Source organism: Aliiroseovarius sediminilitoris (genome assembly GCF_900109955.1).
GTDB classification, from domain to species: domain Bacteria; phylum Pseudomonadota; class Alphaproteobacteria; order Rhodobacterales; family Rhodobacteraceae; genus Aliiroseovarius; species Aliiroseovarius sediminilitoris.
Genome location: NZ_FOJB01000001.1, coordinates 747,819 through 767,159, shown reverse-complemented (window position 1 = coordinate 767,159; position 19,341 = coordinate 747,819). Strand labels below are relative to the sequence as shown.

General features: G+C 60.1%; 19 protein-coding genes. 9 read left to right on the top strand and 10 right to left on the bottom strand.

What is annotated here, in order from left to right:
- Positions 1-324: 324 nt before the first annotated feature.
- On the bottom strand, positions 325-780 hold the full coding sequence (locus BMY55_RS03820; protein WP_091428430.1) for an Lrp/AsnC family transcriptional regulator: 456 nt from the start codon (positions 778-780) through the stop codon (positions 325-327).
- A gap of 125 nt (positions 781-905) precedes the next feature.
- Here BMY55_RS03820 and BMY55_RS03815 point away from each other — a divergent pair, with 125 nt between their 5' ends.
- Both BMY55_RS03815 and BMY55_RS03810 read left to right on the top strand, forming a co-directional pair.
- The gene (locus BMY55_RS03815) at positions 906-1,955 is read left to right on the top strand and encodes a Glu/Leu/Phe/Val family dehydrogenase (RefSeq protein WP_091428428.1); all 1,050 of its coding nucleotides are present in this window, start codon (positions 906-908) and stop codon (positions 1,953-1,955) included.
- Between the two features lie 75 nt (positions 1,956-2,030).
- Complete coding sequence (locus tag BMY55_RS03810; protein ID WP_091428427.1) at positions 2,031-2,990, top strand: 1-phosphofructokinase family hexose kinase; 960 nt, start codon at positions 2,031-2,033, stop codon at positions 2,988-2,990.
- A 415-nt stretch (positions 2,991-3,405) separates the two neighbouring features.
- On the opposite strand, the gene BMY55_RS03800 is transcribed toward BMY55_RS03810, so the two are convergent.
- Positions 3,406-3,864: a low molecular weight protein-tyrosine-phosphatase gene (locus BMY55_RS03800; protein ID WP_091428423.1), complete on the bottom strand. Its 459-nt coding sequence runs from the start codon at positions 3,862-3,864 to the stop codon at positions 3,406-3,408.
- Positions 3,865-3,904: 40 nt separating this feature from the next.
- Positions 3,905-4,132 carry a YdeI/OmpD-associated family protein gene (locus BMY55_RS03795; RefSeq protein ID WP_091428422.1) on the bottom strand — a complete coding sequence of 76 codons (228 nt, stop codon included), beginning with the start codon at positions 4,130-4,132 and terminating at the stop codon, positions 3,905-3,907.
- Between the two features lie 125 nt (positions 4,133-4,257).
- Here BMY55_RS03795 and BMY55_RS03790 point away from each other — a divergent pair, with 125 nt between their 5' ends.
- A complete protein-coding gene (locus tag BMY55_RS03790; protein ID WP_091428420.1) occupies positions 4,258-4,908 on the top strand; it encodes a winged helix-turn-helix transcriptional regulator in 651 nt (216 codons plus the stop codon).
- Positions 4,905-5,600 carry an NAD-dependent deacylase gene (locus BMY55_RS03785; protein ID WP_091428418.1) on the top strand — a complete coding sequence of 232 codons (696 nt, stop codon included), beginning with the start codon at positions 4,905-4,907 and terminating at the stop codon, positions 5,598-5,600. The genes BMY55_RS03790 and BMY55_RS03785 overlap by 4 nt, the downstream gene beginning before the upstream one ends.
- A gap of 85 nt (positions 5,601-5,685) precedes the next feature.
- On the opposite strand, the gene BMY55_RS03780 is transcribed toward BMY55_RS03785, so the two are convergent.
- The 5 genes from BMY55_RS03780 to meaB all read right to left on the bottom strand — a co-directional run bounded on the left by BMY55_RS03780 (position 5,686) and on the right by meaB (position 10,441).
- Positions 5,686-6,201: a copper chaperone PCu(A)C gene (locus tag BMY55_RS03780; RefSeq protein WP_245744643.1), complete on the bottom strand. Its 516-nt coding sequence runs from the start codon at positions 6,199-6,201 to the stop codon at positions 5,686-5,688.
- 46 nt (positions 6,202-6,247) lie between these two features.
- Positions 6,248-6,595 carry a hypothetical protein gene (locus BMY55_RS03775; RefSeq protein ID WP_091428415.1) on the bottom strand — a complete coding sequence of 116 codons (348 nt, stop codon included), beginning with the start codon at positions 6,593-6,595 and terminating at the stop codon, positions 6,248-6,250.
- A 130-nt stretch (positions 6,596-6,725) separates the two neighbouring features.
- Positions 6,726-7,013: a 50S ribosomal protein L28 gene (gene rpmB / locus BMY55_RS03770; RefSeq protein ID WP_091428412.1), complete on the bottom strand. Its 288-nt coding sequence runs from the start codon at positions 7,011-7,013 to the stop codon at positions 6,726-6,728.
- 311 nt (positions 7,014-7,324) lie between these two features.
- A complete protein-coding gene (locus tag BMY55_RS03765) occupies positions 7,325-9,154 on the bottom strand; it encodes an ABC transporter ATP-binding protein (RefSeq protein WP_091428410.1) in 1,830 nt (609 codons plus the stop codon).
- A gap of 300 nt (positions 9,155-9,454) precedes the next feature.
- Positions 9,455-10,441, bottom strand: a complete 987-nt coding sequence (gene meaB / locus BMY55_RS03760) for a methylmalonyl Co-A mutase-associated GTPase MeaB (RefSeq protein ID WP_091428407.1) — start codon at positions 10,439-10,441, stop codon at positions 9,455-9,457.
- Positions 10,442-10,544: 103 nt separating this feature from the next.
- Here meaB and hrpB point away from each other — a divergent pair, with 103 nt between their 5' ends.
- From hrpB to BMY55_RS03745, 3 genes are all read left to right on the top strand, one after another.
- On the top strand, positions 10,545-12,998 hold the full coding sequence (hrpB, locus tag BMY55_RS03755) for an ATP-dependent helicase HrpB (RefSeq protein WP_091428404.1): 2,454 nt from the start codon (positions 10,545-10,547) through the stop codon (positions 12,996-12,998).
- A gap of 168 nt (positions 12,999-13,166) precedes the next feature.
- Complete coding sequence (locus tag BMY55_RS03750) at positions 13,167-13,580, top strand: NUDIX hydrolase (protein WP_322787712.1); 414 nt, start codon at positions 13,167-13,169, stop codon at positions 13,578-13,580.
- A 134-nt stretch (positions 13,581-13,714) separates the two neighbouring features.
- A complete protein-coding gene (locus BMY55_RS03745) occupies positions 13,715-15,196 on the top strand; it encodes an inorganic phosphate transporter (protein ID WP_091428398.1) in 1,482 nt (493 codons plus the stop codon).
- Between the two features lie 634 nt (positions 15,197-15,830).
- Here the strand turns inward: BMY55_RS03745 and BMY55_RS03735 are convergent.
- A complete protein-coding gene (locus BMY55_RS03735; protein ID WP_091428395.1) occupies positions 15,831-16,643 on the bottom strand; it encodes a class I SAM-dependent methyltransferase in 813 nt (270 codons plus the stop codon).
- A 121-nt stretch (positions 16,644-16,764) separates the two neighbouring features.
- The gene (locus BMY55_RS03730; protein ID WP_091428390.1) at positions 16,765-18,384 is read right to left on the bottom strand and encodes a helix-turn-helix transcriptional regulator; all 1,620 of its coding nucleotides are present in this window, start codon (positions 18,382-18,384) and stop codon (positions 16,765-16,767) included.
- Between the two features lie 64 nt (positions 18,385-18,448).
- Between BMY55_RS03730 and BMY55_RS03725 the strand changes: the two genes are divergently transcribed.
- Both BMY55_RS03725 and BMY55_RS16870 read left to right on the top strand, forming a co-directional pair.
- Positions 18,449-18,886 carry a hypothetical protein gene (locus tag BMY55_RS03725; protein ID WP_091428387.1) on the top strand — a complete coding sequence of 146 codons (438 nt, stop codon included), beginning with the start codon at positions 18,449-18,451 and terminating at the stop codon, positions 18,884-18,886.
- A gap of 83 nt (positions 18,887-18,969) precedes the next feature.
- On the top strand, positions 18,970-19,134 hold the full coding sequence (locus tag BMY55_RS16870) for a hypothetical protein (RefSeq protein WP_177179281.1): 165 nt from the start codon (positions 18,970-18,972) through the stop codon (positions 19,132-19,134).
- Positions 19,135-19,341 lie beyond the last annotated feature (207 nt).

The following is a 19,341-nucleotide window of genomic DNA, read 5'->3' as shown; positions in this document are numbered from 1 at the left end:
CCCTGCTCTCTATCGGGAAGCACTGAACAGACGTTTGAATACTGAAGCAATCTTAGAAAAGTTAACCGTTTGGGAATTTCGCTTTATACAAGGGTTGTTGGCACTGATCGTGGTTGCCATTGTTTTCGGACTCAGATCGTTTTTCCAAACCGGTTAGAATTTTCGCCAGTAATGACATGTCATCATCCAAGCGGTGAATCCAGATAACCATAACCAGCCTATGTCCAGCTCAGGCCAGGTGACGACGTAGGCTTTGCCATGAATGGCGTCCTATGCAAGCCTCCAAACTGCTTTCCAAGACGAAGAACAGTGTATCACGACCCCCTACCCCACCGGCAACACATTCCTTCGCACCATCGTCCTTAGCGTAAAGCTCGACCGCATGCGCCGGATCCCCTCGACGCGCATCAGGCGGTGTTCCATGAATTCATCAAACGCGGTCAGGTTGGCGACGACGACGCGCAGGATGATGTCGCGGTTGCCGCTCATCAAGTGGCATTCCATCACCTCTTCCATGCGCGACACGGCGCGTTCGAACACCGTCAGGGCGTCGCGGTTCTGGCTTTCCAACTCGACCGAGATGAAGACCGAGACCGGCAGGCCCAGCTTCGCCTGATCCACCCGTGCACCATAGCCTGTGATGACGCCCGCGTCTTCCAGTGCGGCGATGCGGCGGGCGCAGGGCGTGGGCGACAGGCCGACAGAATCAGCAAGCTCGCCCAGCTTCTGACGGCCGTTTTCCTGAAGGGCTGCGATGATGCGGCGGTCAATGGCGTCCATAAGAAAAATCTCGTGATTGTCTGTCTATACGACCTATATCACCAACAATGTGATATTTCACGCAGATTTTTGGTGATTTTCACCCCCTGCTCTTCGGTAAATTCGCGACAAATCGGGAGGATCTCATGAACATCACGCAAGTGGCTTCGGCCACCCACGAAGAAGTTTACCGCGTCGAGGATGCCGCCTGCGGGCTGATCGGCTTTATCGCCATTCATTCTACGGTGCTTGGCCCCGCTGCCGGTGGCCTGCGGATGCGCCCCTATGCCAGGGAAGAAGCCGCGCTGACCGATGCGCTGCGCCTGTCTGAAGGTATGACCTATAAGAACGCCGCCGCCGGTTTACGGTTGGGTGGCGGCAAAGCCGTGATCATCGGTGATCCCGCAACATTGAAGACCCCGGCCCTGCTGCACGCGTTTGGCCGCGCGGTCGAGGCCTGCGAGGGGCGGTATTGGACCGCGGAAGATATGGGCATGAGCCCGGCAGACATGGCCGAACTGGCGAAAGTGACACGCTTTGTGGCTGGTTTGTCGGATGGGGATTTTGCCTCGGGCGACCCGTCACCCATCACCGCGCGCGGGATCTTCAACGCCGTGCGCCGCGTCGCGCTTCACCAATTCGGCGATGCTGATCTGACCGGGCGCATTGTGTCGGTGCAGGGGCTTGGCAATGTCGGGTGGAACTTGTGTGAATTACTGACCGAAGCCGGAGCCAAGCTGATTGTCACCGATATCGACGCAGCGCGCGTTACTGCGGCGACCGAAACATTCGCCGCGCAAGCGGTCGGGTTGGATGATATCTACGCCGTCCAAGCAGACATTTTCGCACCCTGTGCAATCGGTGGCATTCTGAATGAAGACACCATATCGCAGCTCAAGGTGAAAGCCGTCGCGGGCGGTGCCAACAATCAGTTGGCCAAGCCTTCCGACGCGGACCTGTTGGCCCAGCGGGGTATCCTCTACGCCCCGGATTTCGTGGCAAATGGCGGTGGAATCATCAATGTCGCCACCGAAGTGCTGCAAATCGAAGGTCGTGTCGAATGGGTCGCCAAGAAACTCGTCGCGCTGGATGACACGATGGAGGCCATTCTGTCCGAAGCCGAGAAACAAGGCGTCAGCCCCGCCGCTGTCGCGCAGGACGTGGTAGCCAAAACCATCAAGGCCCGCGCCGCATAAGATCAGCGGGGAGGGCGTTGCCGCGCCTTCCCTGACCGCCTAGTCTGGCATCATGATTCACATGCTGCGGACGCCATGCCCCATCCTGTTGCCGACATTTTGACGATCACCCTGAACCCGGCGCTGGACATGTCCACTGCCGTCGATGCGGTGCGCGCGGACGAGAAGCTGCGGTGCGACGCTCCGGTTCTGGATCCGGGTGGAGGAGGTATCAATGTTGCCCGCGCCATCTGTCGCACGGGCGGCGCTGCCACCGCCCTTGTTGCACTGGCCGGGTTTCGCGGGCAGCAGATGGCAGCCCTGCTGAAGGACGAAGGCGTTCCCACCATCGCCTTTTCACTGCCCGGAGAAACCCGCCTGTCGCTCGCGGTCAGCGATCGGAAGGCAGGCACACAATATCGCTTTGTGATGCCCGGACCGGTCTGGACGGACAACGATCTGGCGGCCCTCACCGAACAACTCCAACAGGTCATTGCACCGGGTATGCACGTTGTCTTGTCCGGCTCGCAACCGCCTGGCGTGCCCGTTGGATTTTCCAAGACCTTGGCAGAAATCACACGCAGCAAAGAGGCCATTCTGACGCTCGATACCTCCGGTGCCGCACTGACAGTTCAGACCACGGAAGATGGAGCAGCGCCGGATATCCTCAGGCTTGATGGCGCGGAAAGCGAGGCGCTGGCAGGACGGTCATTTTCATCTCTGCAAGATGTGGCCGGGTTTGCCCGTGCTGTGGTTGACAAGGGCTTCGCGGGTTCCGTGATCCTTGCACTTGGCGCGGAGGGGTCGATACTTGCGGCCGAAAACACTGTGCTGCATGCCGTCACCCCACCGGTGCCGGTTGTCAGCAAGGTCGGGGCGGGTGACAGCTTTGTCGGGGTGTTCACCATGGCCCGCGCGACAGGGGCAGACTGGCCGGATGCCCTGCGCCACGGCACTGCCGCAGCCAGCGCCGCCGTGATGAGCCCTGCGACCGAGCTTTGCCGCGACAGCGACCTGCGCGCTTTGCTGCCAAAGGTCAAGATCACGCGGCTTTGAAGCGCACAGGAAATTGCATCCCGTCACTGAAAAGTGTATTATGCACCGAAACCAGGCACCAAAGACCTGCGTATCCCGAGGCAGATTTCGACGAGGACAGCGATGAAACAGGTTCTTCTCTCATTCGCGCTAATATCCGCCATACTTCCCAGCCAAGCGGCGTTTGCCGGTGGGTCTATTGAACGGGCATGCCTGAGCGCAAATCGCGCCGCAGCCTCGCGCGCGTTGTGTGGGTGCATTCAGAACGTCGCCGATTCAATGCTGACGAACACCGAGCGTGCCAAAGTTGCCAAGTTCTTCAAAGACCCTCACAGAAGTCAGGCGCTCCGCCAATCAGACCGCAACTCTGACGAACGGTTCTGGAAAAAATACAAGGAATTTGGCCTGACAGTAACATCTTACTGCCGCTAGTCCGTTACCGCGCCAACTCCGCGATCAGGCCACGCGACGCAGCTTCGACAAGGTCCAATGTCTCTTCAAAGTTTCGGGTATAGTAAGGGTCAGGTATGTGGTCCATTCCGGTGTCAGGGGCAAAATCAGTGAACAGTTCCACCCGTGTCTTTGACCCTTTGGGCTGCATTCTCTTGATGTTTTCCTGGTTGCTTTCATCCATCGCGACAATCAGGTCAAAGCGTGTGAAATCTTCGGCCACAAACTGACGCGCCCGCAACGATGAAAGATCGTAGCCTCTCGTCCGTGCGGCATCCTGCATCGGGCCATAGGGCGGATCGCCGACATGCCAATCCGAGGTGCCGGCACTGTCAACATGCAAGCTCAACGAAGGATGCTCGGCCGCAATCGTGCGCAACACGGCTTCGGCCGTGGGGGATCGGCAGATATTGCCTAGGCAGACAAACAGGATGCGATAAGTCATGGTCTCTTCTAGCCGCCACTGGGCCTACTGTCACCACGCCTCACGCGCGCCATTTCATCTTCATGTAGCGCGTTCCGCCTTCAAGCTCCTCTAGCATCTGAACCACTCGTTTCTCGCGGGTTTCAGGTCGCTTGGCACGCGCGATCCAAGCCAGGTAGTCATTGCGTTGATATGATGGTCGCACGTCATACGCGGCACGCACCCCATGGGCCTGAAGCCGCACTTGAATATCCGGCGGCATCGGCTGGATCGGTCGTTTCAAAGGCATAAGCCAGGGTCTCACCGCAGGGGGGTCTCGTCAAGTCATCAGCGTAGCGGGGCAAACGGGCATGGCTTCGCCCATCCGTCGCTTGTCCCCTTGCAAACCATTGGCAAGGCCGTCAAAACCGCGCCATGTCACGCGTGAAACCTTATACCATGTCCTGCCCGATTTCGCGGTCGCTCGACTTGTTGGGAAATCGCTGGGCCATCCATGTGCTGCGCGAACTACATGCAGGCCCGGCCAGTTTCGCGCAGATCAAAGCGGGGTTGCCCGGCATTGCCTCCAACATGCTGTCTGCGCGCCTGTCCGAGCTGTGCGACGCTGGCTTGATTGCCAAATCACACCGTCTCTACACCCTGACCGAACACGGCTTTTCGACCCGCGGCATCCTGTTCGAACTCGCCCGGTTTGGCCGCAACCAGCCAAAGCCCGATAACCCAACCGATCCTGAAGGTGTCTCTCATCGCGCCGTGATCCTCGCCGGTGCCATCGAACGCGCCGCCGGTCCGCTTGACGATATCCGGGCCGAGATCTTGCTGGATGATGCGCCATTTTCACTGACCGTCGCGGGCGGGCGCGCGGCCCTTCAAGCCGGGTCCCTGCCGCTTGCGCCGGTGCAAATCGCCTTTGGCTGGTGCGATGTCGAAGCCGTCGCCCGTGGCGACCAACGCGTGGCGAATTTCGCAGCCGAACGGGAAATCTCCGCCGAAGACCCACTGCAAGTGGCCGCTCTGCTGGATTTGCTCCAGAAAGCCATGGACATTTACGGGGGTTTCAAATGAACCATATCGTCATCCTGACCGGTGCAGGCATTTCCGCCGAAAGCGGGTTGGGCACATTTCGCGACAAAGATGGGTTATGGACCAAATATGATCTGAACGAGGTGGCAACCCCGGAAGGATTTGCGCGCAACCCCGACCTTGTTCACGAATTTTACAATGCGCGCCGCACCAATTGCCGAAGTGCGCAACCGAACGCCGCGCACGCGGCGCTCGCACGCCTTCAGGCAGAGCATTCGGACCGAGTGACCATCATCACCCAGAATGTGGATGACCTGCACGAACGCAGCGGTACCACAGGGGTGATCCACATGCATGGCGAATTGTCAGGCGCGCTCTGTGCCGCCTGCGACCACCGTTGGACGGCGCCACAAGAAATGTCACCCAACGATCTTTGTCCCTCCTGCAACAGAACGGCAACCCGCCCCGACATCGTCTGGTTTGGCGAGATGCCGTATCGCATGGACGAGATTTACCAAGCCCTGTCGAACGCCGATCTGTTTGTCGCCATTGGCACGTCCGGCAATATCTACCCTGCGGCAGGGTTTGTGGCCGAGGCACATGCTGTGGGCACCAAAACTTTGGAGCTTAATCTGGAGCCGTCCACCACCGCCGGCACCTTTGATAGCGCGCATTTTGGCCCGGCCACCGAGATTGTGCCGCGATGGGTCTCCGAAATACTTGGTGCGCCATAAACAAATGACGGCACCAGCCAAGGTGCGGTCCTGCGGGCCTTGCCCATATTAATGGTGCGCGAAGGGAAGCCCCTACCCAGATGCATCAGTTCGACGGTGTGGCATCCTGTTTCATCTGACCACCATTCATCTTGCCATTCATCATTCCGCCTCCCATTGGATTGCGTTTCAGGTCGACTGGAATTTCGATGGTCATTTCGCCGGCTTTCTCAAACACGAGCGTGACGTTGATGGTTGATCCATCCTCGAACGGCTGGTTCAACCCCATGAACATCACGTGGTCTCCACCGCGTTCAAGCGCGTGTATACCTCCTGCGGCGACGGGAAAGCCCTCTTCAACCTCCATCATCTGCATGACGCCTTCGGCGGTTTCCTTGTGGGTGTGCAATTCGACCCGTTTGGCCACATCCGATTTGACAGCGATCAGGCGATCATCTTCATCGCCATGGTTCATGATCTGAAAAAATGCGGCACCTGCCATGGCGTTCATACCCGAAGCGCGCGCATAGGCATCTGCAATCATGATCTCATTTTCTGCGAAAGCAGGCAAAGCAAACAGGGCAGCCGCTGTGGCGGCAAAAACGGTTTTCATATGGAACATGGTTTCTTTCCTTTGGTCCAACATAGTGTTGATCTGAAATATGAACTCAGATCAGCGCCGGGGGACCTCGGGCAGATGGCGTCAGCGATGGGCGCCCCAGAAAGGATGCACTGTTCATCGGCGTGATCCGGTTGATCAATCGCGCCTCGGGCATGTGAACGACCGGAAAAGCAAAGGCTGCGGCAAACATCTGTGCCCCATCCGGGCAGAGATATATCGATTCGACGGGTTCACCATCCGGACCGATGGTCATCGTGACCATACCGACGCCGGTGCAAATCACCAATTCGATTGCCTTGTCCATATCTGGGCTGCCGCCGCGTGCATAGGCCAGCGAAAAGCTGGCAACCGTCAGCGCCAAGGCCAAGCCATATGCAAAGACAACACGGATCATATGGGCAGAGCTAAGCTGTCTTTCACACCGGCACAAGCGACAAAACGTAACAGGTCCCGACATACGAAAACCGCCCGAAGCGGTAAGGCTTGGGCGGTTTCAAACCGGACAGTCCGGGGCGCGGGCGGGCTTAGGCGGTCGCCAATGCCTTCGTGACTTCTTTCTTGATCTTCAGCGCGTTGGCCGACAGTTCAACGTCCTTGGCTTTGGTCAAATACGCATCCAGACCACCACGGTGATCTACCGAACGCAGCGCAGCGGCCGAAATGCGCAACTTGAACCCGCGGCCAAGTGCTTCCGACTGCAACGTCACATCGTTCAGGTTTGGCAGAAACCGGCGGCGGGTTCTGTTTTTGGCGTGGCTGACATTGTTGCCAGTCATCGGGCCTTTTCCGGTCAGTTCGCAAACGCGCGACATGGTCTTTTCCTTGCTCTCTCGGGCCAGATTGGTGAGTTACTCGGCACGCCCTCGCACCGCTCACGTCCAGCCGGTCAATACAAACGGGCGCCGCATTGGCAGCGCCCCGAATTCCGTCCGCGGTAATTAGACCCCTTCCCCCGGCGCGTCAAGTGAGTCGTGCCCCGGTTCCGACAGGAATTTCCACCACCCCAAACAAACGCATACTCAACTGTTTCTTCTGGCCTGAAATATCCTGGGGTGAATGCGCGCAGCGCAGAGGGGCAACGCCCCTCCAGGGCTCACATCGTGAGCCGTCGAAGGCGCCTGCCTCAATCCTCACCCAGAAACCCGCCCGACTGCCGGTCCCACAATCCCGCATAGGTGCCGCCTGCGGCCAAAAGCTCATCATGGCTGCCGCTTTCGATGATACGACCCTCGTCCAACACGACAATCCGGTCCATCTGGGCGATGGTGGACAGCCGGTGCGCGATGGCAATCACTGTCTTGCCCTCCATCATGCCGTAAAGCGTTTTCTGGATCGCGGCCTCGACTTCACTGTCCAGCGCCGATGTCGCCTCATCCAACACAAGGATCGGGGCATCCTTCAGCATGACCCGCGCAATGGCGACCCGCTGACGCTGCCCGCCCGACAGTTTCACGCCGCGTTCCCCGACATGGGCGTCATAGCCAAGGCGACCTTGCGGGTCTTCCAACGTCTGGATGAACTCATGCGCCTCAGCGCGCTCGGCTGCGGCGATCATCTGGTCCTCTGTCGCGTCAGGGCGACCATAAAGGATGTTGGCCCGCACAGAACGGTGCAGAAGACTGCTGTCCTGCGTCACCATGCCGATCTGCGCGCGCAAACTGTCCTGCGTCACCCCGGACACATCCTGCCCGTCAATCAGGATATGTCCGCCCTCGGGATCACGAAACCGCATCAGCAGGTTCACAAGGCTGGACTTGCCCGCACCTGAGCGTCCGACCAGTCCGACTTTCTCGCCAGGGCGCACGGTCAATGACACGTTGTCCAGCCCTCCAGAGCCTTTGCCATAGTGATGCGTCAGCCCGCCGAAAGTTATTTCGCCATCCTTGATCACTAGGTCCTTGGCACCCTTGGCGTCCTTCAACTCATGCGCCACGGCGATGGACCGCAGGCCTTCGCGGATCACACCCATATGCTCAAACAACCGGATCGTGACCCACATGATCCAACCCGACATCCCGTTCAGCCGCACAACAAGCGCCGAGGCGGCGGCAACCTCGCCCACCGATACTTCGCCTTGGGTCCAAAGCCAGACTGCCGCACCCAATACGCCCACGATCAGCAAGCCGTTCAGCAGGTTCAACCCAAAGCTCAGTTCGGTCATCAGGCGCAGGAAGCGTTGAAACCGCAGCCGCAAGCGTTTCAGCGAGGACAGCGCATAGCGCTCTTCGCCTGCGCCCTGTGAGAACAGTTTCACGCTTTCGATATTGGCATAGGCATCCACGATCCGGCCCGTGACCAGCGACCGTGCATCGGACCATTTCTCGGACGCCACCGATACGCGTTTGGCAATATAGCGCACATAGAGCACGTAAAACACCAGCCAGATCCCCAGGGGCAGCGCCAAACGCATGTCGACCTGCCCCAAGATCACCATCGCGCTCAACACATAGGTGGTGGCATAGAAGATGCCTTCGAAAAACATATAGGTACTGTCCTCGACCGCCGGGCCAAGCTGCATCACGCGGTTGGACAAACGCCCGGCAAAATCATTCTGAAAAAAGCCAAGCGACTGCCCCAGAAGATGCCGGTGCGCGCGCCAGCGCACCTGTTCCTGCATGTTGCCTGCCAGCGTCTGCTCCAGAAAAAACCGGTTCAGAGTGATCGCCAGCGGTCTGAGGAAGATGATGAACACTGCCGCCAGCAGAAGTTCAAAACCGTTGGTGGACCAGAAACTTTCCGGCGTGGACAGGTTGATCAGGTCCACGATGCGTCCGGTGTAGAAGATCAACCCGGTTTCAATCAACGCGACCAGAACCCCGGTCAGCGCCATCCAGATCATCCACTTGCGGAACGGTCCAAATTGCGATTTGAAGAACGGCCAAAGGGATTTGGGCGGCGTGCCCAAGTCATGCGGGGCAAAGGGATCTACGAGGTTTTCAAAGAAACGAAACATGAAGGCGCTCCGTGCGCTTGGGGGATAGAGATGTGATGGACGGGGCTGACGACAGCCCATCAGGACCGCGACTTACGCTTGATATAGGGTCCTGAAATTTCGCATCCGGCATCTCTCCTTCATGTTCTGAAGGGGACGCTAACCCAGTTGTTAGCGCTGATCAACCCCGGCATCGTTGGTGGCAGCAGCGTCCCCAGTTTGGTCGGTGCTGCCGATGGGGTGATGTTTCAAGGGGCGCTGCCCCTCGCGGCAGAGCCGCTCACCCCGGGATATTTGAGCCAGAAGAAGCCGGACAGTATGTCAGATTTTGCGCACCGGGCGCAGGTGTGTAAGGATGTCTGCCGCCGCACGGCTGGCCGAGATCTGGCCATTGGCCACCTGATCGCCCAGCGTGTCAATCCGCGCGCGCGTGTCCTTTTGATCAAGGACAGACAGAAGCCCGTGGCGCACATCCTCTTCAAACCAATGTCGCGCCTGATGCGCACGCCGCCTGGTCCAGTGGCCATGTTCGCGACGCCACGCGATCAGCGTCTGTATCGTCTCCCACGCGTCTGTCAGCCCGTCCTGCGTGACTGCGGATACCGTCATCGCCTTGGGAAATCCCTGGGGGTCATAGGCCCGTTTGCGCAACAGGCGCAAAGCGCCCGCATAGTCTGCACAGGTGCGCATGGCCATCGGCTTCAAATCGCCATCGGCCTTGTTGACCAGAATAAGATCGGCGATCTCCATGATACCGCGTTTCACGCCCTGCAACTCGTCCCCGCCCGCTGGGGCGAGCAACAAGAGGAACAGGTCGGACATTTCCGCCACCATCGTTTCCGACTGCCCCACGCCCACGGTTTCGATCAGCACAACGTCAAAGCCGGCCGCTTCGCACAGGGCCACCGCTTCGCGCGTCCGGCGCGCCACACCACCCAGTTGCGATTGCGAGGGCGAGGGGCGGATAAAAGCGTTCTTCTGGCGGCTCAGTCGTTCCATTCGGGTTTTGTCGCCAAGGATGGACCCGCCCGACCGGGCCGAGCTTGGATCGACAGCCAGAACAGCAACCTTTAGCCCTTGTTCGATCAGGAACATCCCAAAGGCTTCGATGAAGGTGGATTTACCCACCCCCGGCGTTCCTGACAGACCGATACGCAGAGCCTGTCGCCCCAAAGGGGCCAGCGCATCCAGCAACGCGCCAGCCTGCGCACGATGGTCTGCGCGGCCGCTTTCAACCAAGGTGATGGCCCGCGCCAAGGCCCGCCTCTCGCCCGCCTGCACCCGTGTTGCCAGATCGTGAATGTCCATGCTGCCTCCAACTTTCGGACAGTCATGCCGCGCTCGGGGCTTTCTGTCCAGAGCACCGGAGCTTGTATCTGGACGATATGTGCATGACGGTCGATAAGAGGGCATGAGTGACACGCTGCCCATTCACGACGCCATACCCGACCTTCTTGACGCCGTTCGCCGCGAAGGTCGCGCCGTGTTGATGGCTCCGCCGGGGGCCGGGAAAACCACCGTGGTGCCGTTGGCGCTACTGGAGGCGGGGGTGTTCGAAGGCAAGCTGGTGATGCTGGAGCCGCGCCGTCTGGCTGCCCGCGCCGCCGCCGAACGCATGTCGCAAACGCTGGGTGAGCAGGTGGGTCGGACCGTCGGCTATCGCATTCGCGGCGATGTCAAGATAAGCGCGGCAACCCGGATCGAAGTTGTCACCGAAGGCATTCTGACCCGGATGCTGCAATCCGACCCGTCACTGACCGGGATCGGCGCGGTTATCTTTGACGAATTTCACGAACGATCCCTGAACGCCGATCTCGGACTGGCGCTGACATGGGAAGCGATGCAGGCGCTGCGCGACGATCTGAAGCTCATCGTGATGTCGGCCACATTGGATGCCGAGCCGGTGGCGCATCTGCTGGACAACGCGCCCATCGTGCGGTCGGACGGACGGGCCTTTCCGGTGGAAACACGCCATTTGCCCAGACCTCTGCCCAAAAGCACGCGACTGCCCGACGCCACCGCAGCGTCTGTGCGGCAGGCGCTGGCCAAAACCGAGGGTGGTGTTCTGGTGTTTTTGCCGGGCGAAGGCGAAATTCGCCGGACCGAGGCCGCCCTGCGCCCGGACCTGCCAAAGGATTGCCACCTTCACACGCTGTTTGGCGCGATGGATTTCACGGCACAACGCGCAGCGATCACCCCGGCCACTTCCGGGCGCAAGATCGTGCTGGCCACGTCCATTGCAGAAACATCTCTGACCATTCAGGACATCCGCGTGGTGGTTGACGCGGGCCAGTCGCGCCGCGCCCGGTTCGACCCCGGCTCGGGCATGTCACGGCTGATCACCGAGCGAGTATCAAAGGCCGAAGCCGAACAGCGCCGGGGGCGGGCGGGACGCGTGGCACCGGGCGTCTGTTATCGGTTGTGGACAAAAGGGGAAGAAGGCGCCCTTCCCCCCTTTCCGCCCGCCGAGATCGAAACCGCCGACCTTGCACCGTTGGCGTTGGAACTTGCGGCCTGGGGGTCGCCCGATGGGACCGGGCTGGCCTTTTTGACGCCCCCGAACGCGGGTGTGTTGACCGAGGCGCAATCGCTTCTGCATGCGCTTGGCGCGCTGGATGCCGAGGGGCGTATCACGCCGCATGGTCGAACACTGGCCCGACTGCCCATGCACCCACGGCTTGGCCACATGCTGGCCAAAGCCGGTCCAAACGCCACCGAGCATGCCGCGCTATGGGGGGAACGCGACCCTCTGCACCGATCGGCACCCACCGATCTGTCACTACGGCTTGAAGCGATCCGTGATCCGAAAGGCTTTGCCGCGCGGCGCGCCATCTTGGCCAATCGCGGCGTGATAGAGCGTATCCGGTCCGAGGCGCGGCGCCTGCGCGGGTTGGTCAAACCAGTTCAGTGCCACCTGAGCGACCCCCAGATGGCCGCGCTTGCCTATCCTGATCGCATCGGACTGCGCCGACCCGGCGATGCGCCGCGATTTGTCTTGTCCGGTGGCAAAGGGGCGGTGATGGACGAAACCGACCCGCTGGCCGGAACCCGTCTGATTGTCGTCACTGATACCGATGGCAACCCCCGAGAGGCCCGGATACGACAAGCCATCCAGATCAGCGAAGGCGAGCTGCGCGAACTGTTTGACAACGACATCACTTGGATCGAGCATTGCGCTTGGTCCAAACGTGACGGGCGGGTTGTCGCGCGCCGGCAGGAAAAATTGGGCGCAGTCGTGTTGGATGACCGTATGTGGAAAGACGCCCCGGACGAGGCGGTCGCGCGCGCCATGTTGGACGGGGTGCGCGAGTTGGGATTGCGCCCTTCGGACGCGGCGCGCCGGTTCATCGCGCGCGTGGAACTGCTGCGGTCGGGCGGTGCAGATTTGCCCGACATGACCGATGCCGCGTTAATGGCAGGAATGGAGGATTGGCTGCTGCCACACCTGACCGGCGTCAAGACCGCCGCAGACTGGAAACGCTTCGATCTGCTGGATGCCCTGCGCGCGCGTCTGAATTGGGCACAGATGTCGTTGCTTGACAGCAACGCCCCCGCCCATTTCACGACACCAATGGGGCGCAAGTCCCCGATAGACTATGCCGGCGAAGCTCCTGAAATCAGCGTGCGTCTGCAAGAAATGTTCGGTACGACCCGCCATCCGATGATTGGCACGACGCCACTGCGCATCACGCTTCTGTCGCCAGCCGGACGCCCGGTTCAAACCACGACAGACATCCCCAGTTTTTGGGCCTCGAGCTATCAGGACGTGCGAAAAGACATGCGCGGGCGCTATCCCAAACACCCGTGGCCCGAAAATCCGACGCAGGCCGATCCGACTCTGCGGGCCAAGCCAAGAAAGGGCTGATTGCGGCAATAAAGGGCGCAAAACACCCTGATTGAGCGCATTTACTTGCAATTTACCCCATAATTACCATATCTTAACATCTACAATAAAAAATAATCAAAGCTCTTAGAGCGCAGGTGCAAAATGTCTTCATTGCTAAAGCAGGCCTGGAAAGAGGTCGTCGCCCCCATGTTTCAACGCCCCAACCGGGTGCAAGTCGCCGCCCTCTGTTATCGCGGGGCGGGTGACGACAAAGAAGTGCTGCTGGTCACATCACGCGGCACCGGGCGTTGGATTTTGCCCAAGGGCTGGCCCATGGATGGGAAGAACGCAGCCGAAGCGGCCCGACAGGAAGCTTGGGAAGAAGCCGGTGTTGCAAAAGGTCAGTTGAACCATGCCCCGATTGGCGCTTACGAGTCTGAAAAGGAAATGGATTTCGGTGGTATTGCTCGTTGCACGACCACCGTTTTCCCGCTGAAGGTCGAGAAATTGTCCGACGATTTCCCCGAAGCCGATGAGCGCACGCGCAGGTGGGTCTCAGCGGATCAAGCGGCGGACATGGTCCAGGAAAAAGACCTTCAAAAGATTCTGCAAGAGTTCTAAGCCACACTTCCCTGCACCTCTGGCCGAGATGGCTCGAATCTGTTGCAATCGCTGCCCTGACAGTCTAGCGCATGCGCTGAAATGTAACGGCTGAGCGTCAGCCACATGACAGCACGCGAGCCAGGGGGCTAAGGATGGGCGCAGAAAAACGCGGCAGCCAGTGGAAAACACTGGATAAAGACCTGAACCGGATCAGCCAGGTCGAATACGCCACGCAATATGTCTCGCGGCCCTTGGTCGGTATGGGCGTCGCACTTGCGTTCATCGTCATTGCGGCCCTTGGCGCCGCCGTATTCTTTGGTCAATCGCCGACCTCGCTCGTGGTCGTTATCGCCGCCGCCTTTGGCGCGTATATGGCGCTAAACATCGGGGCAAATGACGTGGCCAACAATATGGGGCCAGCCGTCGGCGCCAATGCCCTGACCATGGGCGGCGCAATTGTCATCGCGATCATTTTTGAAAGCGCTGGCGCACTGCTGGCGGGTGGCGACGTGGTCTCGACCATCTCGAAGGGCATCATTGACCCGTCGGGTTTTGACCAATCCCGCGTTTTCGTCTGGGCGATGATGGCGGCGCTGATCTCATCAGCCTTGTGGGTAAACCTTGCCACTTGGGTCGGGGCGCCGGTTTCGACCACACATTCTGTTGTGGGAGGCGTAATGGGCGCAGGCATCGCCGCTGCCGGGTTCGCCGCGGTCAACTGGTCTACCATGGGCAAGATCGCCGCATCCTGGGTCATTTCACCGGTTATGGGCGGCGCGATTGCCGCGCTGTTTCTGGCGCTGATCAAGCACAAGATCATCTATCAAGACGACAAGATCGCCGCCGCGAAACGCTGGGTTCCGGTGCTGATCGGCATTATGGCGGCAGCCTTCGGTGCATACCTGTCGATCAAAGGATTGAAAAAGGTTGTTAAAATCGACTTGGGCACTGCCCTGCTGATCGGGGCGGGCGTTGGAGCCGTCGCTTATGTCATCACTGCGCCGCTGATCGCCCGCCAGGCCGAAGGGCTTGAGAACCGCACCAAATCCCTGAAAACGCTGTTCGCCCTGCCGCTGATTTTCTCGGCCGCCCTTCTGTCCTTTGCCCATGGTGCAAATGACGTGGCCAATGCGGTTGGCCCGCTGGCCGCCATCGTGCACGTGGAAAGCGTGGGCGACTTCGCGGATAAAGTCTCGATCCCAACCTGGGTCATGGTCATCGGGGCCTTCGGCATCAGCTTCGGCCTGATGCTGTTCGGCCCGAAACTGATCCGCATGGTCGGCAGCCAAATCACCAAGCTGAACCCGATGCGCGCCTATTGCGTCGCCTTGTCCGCCGCGATCACTGTTATTATCGCTAGCTGGCTGGGCCTGCCGGTCAGTTCGACCCACATCGCGGTCGGCGGTGTCTTCGGCGTCGGCTTCTATCGCGAGTTTCACATGGAACGCCGCCTGCGTCGTTCTTCCGCCGCGCGGCCCGAAATCAAACGCATCGCCCCCGAGGAACGCCGCCGCCGCAAACTGGTGCGCCGTTCGCATTTCATGACCATCGTGGCGGCCTGGGTCATCACCGTGCCCGCAGCGGCGATCATGTCAGCGATCATCTTTTTCGTTTTGAATACAATCGTGTCCTGATCACCGACCCAAGCCTACGGGTTTCTTCTGGCAACAAATATCTAACATGTCGCTTCGATCAACATCCGACACCGACGAAAGGCTCATTGGACACCGCAGCCCATAACGCTTTGTCAGGAGCGCACCGGCAGCACCAGCAACAAAAACAGCGATCTCTTCTTGCGGAACGGACCAACCCTTGCACCACCTATGTCAGCAAAGATGAACGAATCCGCGACGCGTAGCCAGATCGCAAGGCAGACGTATGCAAGCTAGGGCGCATATGGCACGCATCCGATTCAGCGCACAAAGGCTGCGTTGAACGACCGGAGAACAGACGATCTTCGCGCGACCCAACTTCTTCCTGGACACACCAAGAGAGACAGCACGGTGCGGTGTCTCGGTGTCGAACTTGAAGACACCCTGAGCGCCGCGGAAAAGATCGACTTTTGAACACAGGACGAACGGCATCATGCCGTTCACCTCTTTAGATCGGTCATGGATCGATACTGGGTCAGTGGTCACAGAGAGCCCTGACTGTGAGATTCTACAACAAGCCACGACTGGCACAAAAACTCAGACCGGCTCTTGGCTGATCGGTTGGTTTGCTCCGGCGTGCCGATACTTTTCACCCCGGGTTTGGCTGCCCGCACCACTATTTTCGAGCCGCAGCGGTCGTCAGACCGACTTGTAGCTTCATACCACTGCCCGTTTCGAATTGGCGGCAACCTTTCCGAACATGCGCTTCCAATGTGGCGCGTTCGTCGGCGTCGGTCTTGTTGAAAACGTCAGCGCCAATCGGCGTACTTTGCAGGTATTGCCACAGGAAGTCGCCGGGCGGCGGCAGTTCGAGGGCCTTCTCGGCCCGGCGCACGTTCATATGGCGAAATCCGGCGCTGCGCAAAAGTTCCGTGTATTCGTCGGGATCGTGAACCGAGAAGACGGCGTCCAGGAAACCCGCCGACTTGGGGCCCACATACCTGGACACGGCGTCGCGGATCACGGAAAACAACGCGGGCATTGGCCCTGGCGTGTTGACAAGAACCCGCCCACCCGGTCGCAGGACTCTGCGCATCTCCTTCAGTGTTGGCAACTTGGCCGGAAAGAATTGAAGCCCCATCTGACATAGGACGACGTCGAAACTGTCGTCCGGCATCGGCAGGGCGGCTGCATCCGCTTCGTGCCAGTCGATGTTCGGAAAATCCTCGCACGCCCTTTTCGCCTCGGCGATCATCCCCGGGTTGATGTCGGCACCGGTCACTGTGCCGGTGGGCGCGACGTGGCGGGCAGCAAGGCGCGCGACGATGCCCGTCCCGCAGGCGACATCAAGCACCTGCTCGCCGGGCTGAAGCTGTGCCGCGGCAATCAGATCTTCCGCGATCGGTTGGCCGATGGCGGACACGAAATAGCGTTCGTAGGCCGGGGGGCCGGGGACGACAGTGTCATTTGGGGTCTGGTTCAAGATCATGGTTTTACTCCCCGTCGATTGCGGACAAGGAAAAGGGTAGATACGAGGCGGCCTGTGCGCATCGCCTGAATGAACCACGCGCGGAGTTGTTCGACATGGTCAGATCTGACCATGCCGGGCGTCAGACGAGGCCCCCTTTCTGCGCGTAGATGCTCGCCTCTGTCCGGTTGCCGGTGCCGGTTTTGTCGAAAATGTTGCTGAGATGTCGGGCAACCGTATGTTCGCTGATCGCGAGCGCCGTCGCGATTTGACGGTTTGTCTCACCCGCCGCCACCCGCGCCAGAACCTCCACTTCCCGCGCCGTCAGCCCGCCGGTGTCCCGGCCGTTCACCAGCAGCGCCGCTGCCAGTGCGGCGTCGGGTTCGGCCCCCAGGCGAACGAAGACCTCGTGCGCCGCCGCGATGTCAGCCCGCGCCGCTGCGGTTTCGGCAAGGGCTAAGTGAGCCTCGCCCAGCATCCTGCGAGTCAGGGCTGCACGATAGGGGCATGCAAGCCGCTGCCAGATCATCAGGGCCTCGCGCAGGATGCTGCGCGCAGCCTGCGGCTTGCGCTCGGCCAGAAGCAGGCGACCCGTGGCATCGAGTGCCGTGGCCTCGAGAAGCGGCGCGCCGAGGTGAGCGGCCTGTTCGGTCAGGTCCTCGGCATGGGGTCGTGCAGGCGCCAGTTTGCCCGCAGACACCAGCGTTTCGACCAAGGGTCCGAGCAGGAGCAGGCGGCGTTCGGTGCCCCCTGATGCCTCCAGCGCAGTCTGCAAGGCTTCAGCTGCCTCGCAATTTCTGCCTTGGACAAGCAACAGGAGCGCCGCGCCGGGCTGCGGCGGGAAACCGCGCAGATCGGCCTCGCGGTACATCTCTGCCGCTGGACCGAATGCGCCGCGAAGCCGAAAGATCTCGCCGCGTTGATATAAGGCTCGGCCCACGACCATTTCGGAAGAGGCACCAAGGTGATCCAGCGCCTTGTCGGCCTCGCGCTCGGCGGCGGCCCAATCCCCTTCCATCATCAGCAACTCGGACCGGTGCACGAGGCATTGGCCGCGATACGGCACAAGGTCGGGCTGCGTCGCGCACCAAGCGTCGAGTTCGCGGGTCCATTGGACTGCGCGCTCAAGATCGAAGACGCTCTGGCAAGTCAGGATCACGGCGCAGTAAACCACCCCGGCAAGAACCGGGGCCACGCGCCCCGCCGTAACCGTGACCATCGCCTCATCAAGCAAATCAACCCCCTCGGTCACTGAATCGCTGCGGATCAGAGCCTGCCCGCGAGACAGCAAACCGATGGCAAGCAGGTCCTGGTCATCGAACCTTGCAGCAATATCTATGGCCGCGTCGAAGCGCTGGATCGGCGGCGCGCCATCCAAGCCCATCAGGCCGTCGATGATCTTGCCGTAACCTGCCGCCGGGCCTTCGGACCCTCCAGACGGAAGCAGTCTCCGGGCACGCGCGCACCAGCCGCCAGCCTGGCTGGCCCGGCCAGCAAGCAAGTGAAACAACCCGATCCAGAACGCCCATCGCGCAGCAGCGTCAGTCTTGCCGTGAATCGCGCATTCCTGATGCAGCCGCGTCCAAAGCTCCAGCGCCTCGCGTTCCTCACCGATAAGATAGGCCGCGGCGGCAAAGCGCCGCAAGTCGTCGGATACCAACGGAACCTCGTGGTGGGCAGCCGAAAACAAGCCATACGACGCGCGCCACTGGCGTGCGGCATACGCGTTTCGAGCATCCTGACAGGCGTCTGACTTGGGCATTTTGAAAGATTAGCACATTAACACGATTCTCTGCCGAAAGAGCGCGATTCAATGGATCGTTTGAATGAACGCGACCAGGAAACAACCGCTTGGCAAACAATTCGGAAATGATCGGACAAGCCGGGCCGTCAAAGCCCCGGTCAGAATCCTCGACGAACGGCATCTCAAATCGGAAAGCACCAATTCGAACCACTCGCGCGAAAGCCCGCTTTCTCCTGTGTGGATGGCGTCTGCATTGCAAAAGAAAAATGCGTTGATTGCGCGGCTGGTCATTACAGTCCTGTGTCCGGCCATTGATCGCGACCTTTTGGTATTGCCGCTGGCCTTGATGGGTTCCGTGACCTTGGTCCCAATCGGCAACGCGAAGCTGAAAGTTCAGGACAAAGCTCGGGTCCCCAGGGTCCAGGATGACCGCACGTGCCATCATGGCATTCGTCTTGCAATTCGGGGTTGTTCGGCTCCTTCTGCGCTGCGGCTTGGCGGTAGTATGTTTCCTTGGTGAGTATTGCCCAGATGCTCCGCACCGCTTTGTTCGCCACCGCAATAGGTGCGAGGCGCGAAACTGCGTGTTCCGGAGCCGTGCGCATGATCCACCGGCAATCTGACGCTGGCATAGCAAGCCATGACATGCCGTTCATCGCCCCCGGAGGCTTCACAGATGGCGAATGCCGTTTCCAGATTGCCGACGGGGCGTCGTCGATCACCATCTGCCGATCCTCCGGCAACAATTGGCGTCGTCAAAGGCAATGATGCGTTCGGATGGCCGAACATATGGCGTGGCGGGTGGCGAGATATCTTTCGACCGCAAAGCCAAAGGCTTCAGGTCATCCTGGCGCCCGCGCGCCGGCCCGCCACCAGTTCACCGAATGGCCACCCGGCAAACCGACCGCCTCCAATCTGCACAGGTCAGATCAGGGGCTATGGCAAACACACAATCCTGGACCCGCGTGACAGCCG

Coding starts and splice junctions, on each gene's coding strand:
- BMY55_RS03820 (WP_091428430.1), bottom strand. CDS start 780: ATGGACGCCATTGACCGCCGCATCATCGCAGCCCTTCAGGAAAACGGC.
- BMY55_RS03815 (WP_091428428.1), top strand. CDS start 906: ATGAACATCACGCAAGTGGCTTCGGCCACCCACGAAGAAGTTTACCGC.
- BMY55_RS03810 (WP_091428427.1), top strand. CDS start 2,031: ATGCCCCATCCTGTTGCCGACATTTTGACGATCACCCTGAACCCGGCG.
- BMY55_RS03800 (WP_091428423.1), bottom strand. CDS start 3,864: ATGACTTATCGCATCCTGTTTGTCTGCCTAGGCAATATCTGCCGATCC.
- BMY55_RS03795 (WP_091428422.1), bottom strand. CDS start 4,132: ATGCCTTTGAAACGACCGATCCAGCCGATGCCGCCGGATATTCAAGTG.
- BMY55_RS03790 (WP_091428420.1), top strand. CDS start 4,258: ATGTCACGCGTGAAACCTTATACCATGTCCTGCCCGATTTCGCGGTCG.
- BMY55_RS03785 (WP_091428418.1), top strand. CDS start 4,905: ATGAACCATATCGTCATCCTGACCGGTGCAGGCATTTCCGCCGAAAGC.
- BMY55_RS03780 (WP_245744643.1), bottom strand. CDS start 6,201: ATGTTCCATATGAAAACCGTTTTTGCCGCCACAGCGGCTGCCCTGTTT.
- BMY55_RS03775 (WP_091428415.1), bottom strand. CDS start 6,595: ATGATCCGTGTTGTCTTTGCATATGGCTTGGCCTTGGCGCTGACGGTT.
- rpmB (WP_091428412.1), bottom strand. CDS start 7,013: ATGTCGCGCGTTTGCGAACTGACCGGAAAAGGCCCGATGACTGGCAAC.
- BMY55_RS03765 (WP_091428410.1), bottom strand. CDS start 9,154: ATGTTTCGTTTCTTTGAAAACCTCGTAGATCCCTTTGCCCCGCATGAC.
- meaB (WP_091428407.1), bottom strand. CDS start 10,441: ATGGACATTCACGATCTGGCAACACGGGTGCAGGCGGGCGAGAGGCGG.
- hrpB (WP_091428404.1), top strand. CDS start 10,545: ATGAGTGACACGCTGCCCATTCACGACGCCATACCCGACCTTCTTGAC.
- BMY55_RS03750 (WP_322787712.1), top strand. CDS start 13,167: ATGTTTCAACGCCCCAACCGGGTGCAAGTCGCCGCCCTCTGTTATCGC.
- BMY55_RS03745 (WP_091428398.1), top strand. CDS start 13,715: ATGGGCGCAGAAAAACGCGGCAGCCAGTGGAAAACACTGGATAAAGAC.
- BMY55_RS03735 (WP_091428395.1), bottom strand. CDS start 16,643: ATGATCTTGAACCAGACCCCAAATGACACTGTCGTCCCCGGCCCCCCG.
- BMY55_RS03730 (WP_091428390.1), bottom strand. CDS start 18,384: ATGCCCAAGTCAGACGCCTGTCAGGATGCTCGAAACGCGTATGCCGCA.
- BMY55_RS03725 (WP_091428387.1), top strand. CDS start 18,449: ATGAACGCGACCAGGAAACAACCGCTTGGCAAACAATTCGGAAATGAT.
- BMY55_RS16870 (WP_177179281.1), top strand. CDS start 18,970: ATGATCCACCGGCAATCTGACGCTGGCATAGCAAGCCATGACATGCCG.